The 5,341-nt window shown below is 63.8% G+C and carries 3 protein-coding genes and 1 pseudogene; 1 reads left to right on the plus strand and 3 read right to left on the minus strand.

From position 1 onward, the window contains the following. From ACEK02_RS21955 to ACEK02_RS21965, 3 genes are all read right to left on the minus strand, one after another. Positions 1-221 (minus strand): ArdC-like ssDNA-binding domain-containing protein (locus ACEK02_RS21955; protein WP_371423668.1); only part of this gene is annotated, 221 nt, incomplete at its 3' end. 101 nt (positions 222-322) lie between these two features. Continuing rightward, positions 323-2,428, minus strand: a complete 2,106-nt coding sequence (locus ACEK02_RS21960) for a ParB/RepB/Spo0J family partition protein (protein WP_037505400.1) — start codon at positions 2,426-2,428, stop codon at positions 323-325. Positions 2,429-2,533: 105 nt separating this feature from the next. Continuing rightward, positions 2,534-4,378, minus strand: a complete 1,845-nt coding sequence (locus tag ACEK02_RS21965) for a strawberry notch C-terminal domain-containing protein (RefSeq protein ID WP_137864402.1) — start codon at positions 4,376-4,378, stop codon at positions 2,534-2,536. A 56-nt stretch (positions 4,379-4,434) separates the two neighbouring features. Here ACEK02_RS21965 and ACEK02_RS21970 point away from each other — a divergent pair. Then, positions 4,435-5,341: pseudogene (locus ACEK02_RS21970) on the plus strand (integrase); the annotation flags it as partial.

Genomic DNA, 5,341 nt, shown 5'->3' on the forward strand with positions numbered 1-5,341 from the left:
AATCCGGTGCTACCGGCCGATCCGTGGCCCCTTTTATTCCCGGTGTTCTCAACCGTGTTGATCCCGGTATAGGGCGTGCCGCAGTGTCGGAGCGGACGGCCACCGGCGCCGGCAACCCGCCAGGGCCGAGTCCAGGGCGGGACGCCTTCTTCCAGCTTTCTGATGATGAGGTTGGTGATTTCGGCCGCGACGTCGCGGCTCGGACGGGCTTTCGCAGGCATGGCTGATGCTCCAGCGGGATGACGATGGGGTTCGGGAGAGGCAAGCGTGCGGGAGGGGACGATCGCGCAAGTGGCGCCGACCGCCCCCCTGTCCTGCTGGGTCAGGCTTCGACCGGCTCGATCACCGTATCGTCCGCGACCGAAGCGCCTTCCGCCATGTGATCATCCGACAACGCAGAGCGATCCGGCTCGCCACCGAGACGATCGGTCGGGCACGGGGCCGCAGCACCAAAGCGCATCGCGTCCGGCACCCATGCGAGCACAGCGTCCTTCGTCTCGGGCTCGACAATGGCCGCCCCGGCGAAGAGTTTTTCACAGCTCTCCGAGATCTCCGCCTTCTTCAGGGTGGCGTGCCGAGCCGTCAGCGCGCCGCCGCCGACGTCATGAAGCAGGCTCAAAATGCTGCCCTTGTTGACCCGATCGAAGAAGTTTTCCGCGGTCGGACGCCACCAGCTCGCAACGTCGATCTCGAGGATCGAGGCCAATCGATTGTGGATCGCGACCTGGCCGCTGGCCCCGCGCGGCTTGGCCTCGATCGACATGGCAACGATATAGGCCAGCCACTGCGCCTTGCTGTCGTCATCGAGCGCGCGAAACCCTTCGAACCGATCGATTTCGTGATCGTGGTCGCACCATCCGGCATCAAGGCCATCATGCGCTTCGGCCAGGTAGGACCGGGCGCGTGAGCCGGGCAAATCCGCCGTGACGGGATCCTGCGGGGCATCAGCGCAGATGGTGGTGCCATATTGAACGATCTCGTCGGCAGAACCGCCGCCGGCGAAAACCCGGGCGTCGATCATGACGAACAGCGCGTAATCGAGCGCGAGCGCCGGCTGAGCGAGCAGACAGGATGCGAGAATATCGCGGCGTTGTATGGCAAGCTCGTCGTAGAGCCGATTGCTGAGCGGCTTGCCGCCAGGTGCCACAGCTTCGGGTCGGCGAGCTGGCTCGGGCGAATCCTTCACGCCGACGCGAAACCTGCCCGCCCCGCCCTCGTCGGGTTCGCCGGGATTTCCGCCGCCCGCATCATCGATCGCGTCGGGTTCTTCGACGATGAGCTCCTGCTCGCTATAAAATTGGGTGTCGAGACGCATCTCGCCCTGCGGCGTCAGAAGCAGAAACGCGCCGACATGCGGCCGCAGCTCATCTGGCAGCACGGGCGCGCGATGCTCGATCGCCTCGGCCTCGGCGATCAGTCGGTCATCCTCCTGGTCCAGGGCCTTGTAGGCATCGGGCGAGATGGATTCGTCCTGCATTTCGGCCTCGAGCTCGGCGCGGCGCGCCTCGATCTCGCCAAGGCGGGCGGATTGCTCCTCGGTGAGCGCGGGCGGCTGCAGGATGGCACGGTAGAGGCCGTGGGCGGCGTTGTGGGCGTAGTTGCTGGCGATCGGCCTGATCCAGGCAAGGCCCGTCTCCTCACCGATGCGTCTCGCTTCGGCCTCCATGATGTCGCCGGCGAGACGGTGCGCGATCTCGGGATTGTTCCAGCGGTCGTTGCCGTCGGTGAAGAGGTCGCCATCGACCTTGCCGCCTGCCGCGCGATACCGCTCCTCGCCGACCAGAATCGCGATCGGATCGCTGGCCTTGAGCGTCTCATTGGCGATGACGCGGCGGATGGTGTCGGCCGTTACGTGGCCATTCTGGTAGCTGTTCCAGACCAGAAGCTGCTTGTCGTGGCTTTCGGTCGACGCATAGGCTTTGGCGATGTCGAGCGTGATCTCGCTTTTGCTCAAGGCGTCGAAGATCGGCGCTGCCAGCGAGGCGAGGCGCAGGCGCCCCTCGACGAAGCGACGTGTCACGCCGAAACGCTTTGCGACAGCATCGAGATCGCCGGTCGAGCCGATGAAGTGCTGAAAGGCGCGGCATTCCTCGGCGGGGGTCATCTTGAGCTGATGGAAGTTGGTCGCCGTGGACGTTTCGGACAATTCGGCATCGTCGCCGGTAAGGATCATGACGGGGACATCGAAATCGGCTTCCGAGATCGTACCGCGCTCGGCGAGCAGGCGAAGCGCGCGCCAACGGCGTCCGCCATCGAAGACCTCGAAGGTGCCGCGCGGCTTTTTGGCGGGCGTGACGAGCAGATTCTGAAGGACGCCCTTGGCCTCGATACTGGCGGCCATGGGTTCAATCTGAAGCTGTTCGTCCGGTGCGGTACGGACGTTGATCGGCGAGAGCCGCAGCTTGGCGAGTTTGATGGTCTGGATCACCGGGGTCACTCCTCTTGGCGTCCGGCAATTCCCGGACACCACCCCGTTCCCCCTTCCCTCTTTCCCAAGAGCGGCCTCGGTCGTTTGACCAAGGGCGACCCGCGCTCACCCAGGATCGGCGAGAATGCGCCCAAGGATGTCGGCGGCGATGCTCACCGGAAGGAACACCCGTGTCCGGTACTGAATGATCTCGGTGAAGCAGCCCAAGGATTTCAGCCAGGCGAGCTGATCCGACGGCGCCCCGACTATCTCGATGCGATGATTTCGGTTCACCATCGCGCGGCGGATCGTCATGGGGAATGGGCGGGCAACATCAACGCTTCGACCGGAATGGGCCGATTTGATGATGTCCGAGGGCGGCAGGTTCTCGGCGCGATCGATGCCGAGCTTGGTGAAAAGCTGGACAACGTGCTCGTCGAAAACGAGGCGGCCGAGCCAGCTATTTCCCGCTTTGTCAGCGATGCGGTTGACCACCAGATGATCGCTGGGCAGCGCCGACCAGATCGGCAGAAGCAAGCCGGTCGCGAGGCGGATCGTCTCGGTGTCGACCTTGTTCGCCGCTTCATCGGCTTCGGCCTGCCATTTCGCGCAGAAGGCGTCCCGATCGACTATTTTCCAGGCGCTCTCGAAGAGCTCATGCTCGCGGATATATTCCCGCCGGGTCGGCCTCGTCAGCTCGAAGCGCGGGATCGGCGTTCCGTCCTTCTCCTCCATGAGCGCTCGGGCGCGGGTCTGCAGCGCGACCATCCCCGACTTGGCGTTGAGCAGAAATACGGCGGTGCTATCGCTGTCGGCGATACGCAGCACGCGCTCCAAGGTGACAGGGGTCCGCCGCCGCGCGATCTCGATGGTCAGCAAGTGCGACGTCGCCCCGCTGACCGGGTCGGTCCGGAGCAGTGTGTCGTCGATCAAGGTGGCGGAATCGACGAGGATCGTCTCGACACCGACATCGAGCCGGCCAGCCTCCCTCGCCGCCGATACCCGTGTCTCGACCAGGGACAGAAACTCATCGAAGATGCTGTTCTGCAGGCCGATGGGAAGCGCGAGGATGCGATTTAGCCATCGCTGGATGGGCGGCAGTTCCTCTTTCAGGACGCCGTCCTTGTCGCAGAGCTCGAGACCGGTCCGATCCTCGAATTCCGAATGCGAGATGCTCTTGAGCTTGCCATCGACCAGCAAGTGGAACCACGTCACCAGCGCAGCGCAAGCATATTCGCTCTCCAGATTATCAGCCGGGTCGAAGAGATTCTGACCGCCGGTCTGGCGCTGACCCCGTGTGAGTGCGCCGAGGCTGTCGAGCCGCCTCGCAATCGTGCTGGTGAAGCGGAGTTCGCCTTTGCAGTCGGTCGTGACGGGCCGGAACAGTGGCGTGCTCGCCTGATGGGTCCGATGGGTTCGGCCAAGGCCCTGAATGGCGCGGTCCGCGCGCCAGCCCGGCTCGAGCAACAGATGGACGCGTTGCTCCTGGTTCGGCACGTCCATTGATGCGTGATAGGATCGCCCCGTCCCGCCGGCGTCCGAGAAAATGAGGACGCGCTTCAGCCCCTGCATGAAGGCCGCGGCCTCGGCCTGACTGGTACGGGTCGAACGGGTTTCCAGCTTCTGCCGGCCGTCGCCCGTCGAGATTAGGCGTTTTGTCCGCCCAGTGACTTCCGCGACACGATCATGCCCGAAATGCTCCAGGATGCCGTCGAGCGCCGACATGATCGGCGGCAATGCGCAAAGATGCTCGATCATCAGCGCGCGGGCAGCTTCGGCTTCGGGATTGTAGACGGGATTACCCGTCTCGTCCGTCATCGGCTCGGAGCGCTGCGTGCCTGTGTCGTCGGTGAAGACGCGCATTTGGCGAGTAGGGAAAGCGCGCTCGAGATAATCGATGACATATTCTTTGCAGTCGCAGTTTATGTCGAGCGTGGCGGCGGTAGGCGCAGGTTTCCTTCGGTTTTCCATGATTTCACTCCAGATAACTACGGTTCCGTCGACCTCAGCAAGTCGAAGGAGCCAACATGCGAACACGATCATCACTGCCGTTTCGGACTACCCCGCTCCGGGTCGAAGACCCGCCCAGTCACGGCGCTCTTCTCACCGCATTTCTCTCCTCTCTGTCCCTCGACGAGAAGTCAGGCTGTGCGGTTCTGTTTGGCGCGGCGGTCCGCCATTTCCTGCATTGGCTGGGCCTGCATAGGATCGCCATCCGCACGATTGACGATCGGGCTGTCCGGCGGTTCGAGAAGCATCGGTGCCGGTGTCACCGGTATTCGGCGCAGCAGCCAGTATATAAGGCGGACATTGCAGCGCGAGTCAGACGCTTCGTCCGCTTCCTGGAAGATCAAGGCTACGTCGAAGTCGACGACGGGATCGACGATCTGCCACGGCACCTCGCCGACTATTCCGATGCGATCGATCGCCTGCAACTTGCCGAGGGACCGGCACAGGCCTATCGGTCCGAGGCCGAGCATTTCGTGGCCTGGCTTCGCATGGCGCGGCGCCAATGGATCGATATCGATGACACGATCATCGACCACTATGCAGCGCATGATTGCCGATGCCCGGTCTGGCGCAAGCGGGGCAAGCTGGTCGCAACGGGCACCAAGCGGCGGCGGCGATGCGCACGGCACTTCGTCGAGTTCCTGCGAGGCCGGGGCGCCATCCCATCGGTTGAACCGGTGGCGGACGATGACCCGCACATGTCGGCTTACTTGGCATGGCTCAAGCAACACCGCGGCGCCACGGACGAGACGATCCGGCGCTACCGGACCGATATCAGACGGCTCATGCCAATGCTGGGCGAGCCTTCGCAATGGGATGCCGCCGGACTCAGGAGCGCATTCCAACGACGAAGCAAGGAGACGCCGGGCTCGGCATCGCTGCTCGTCACGATAATGAGGAGCTACATCCGGTTTCTGGTCGTGC

The organism is Tardiphaga sp. (genome assembly GCF_041424195.1).
Classification (GTDB): Bacteria; Pseudomonadota; Alphaproteobacteria; order Rhizobiales; family Xanthobacteraceae; genus Tardiphaga.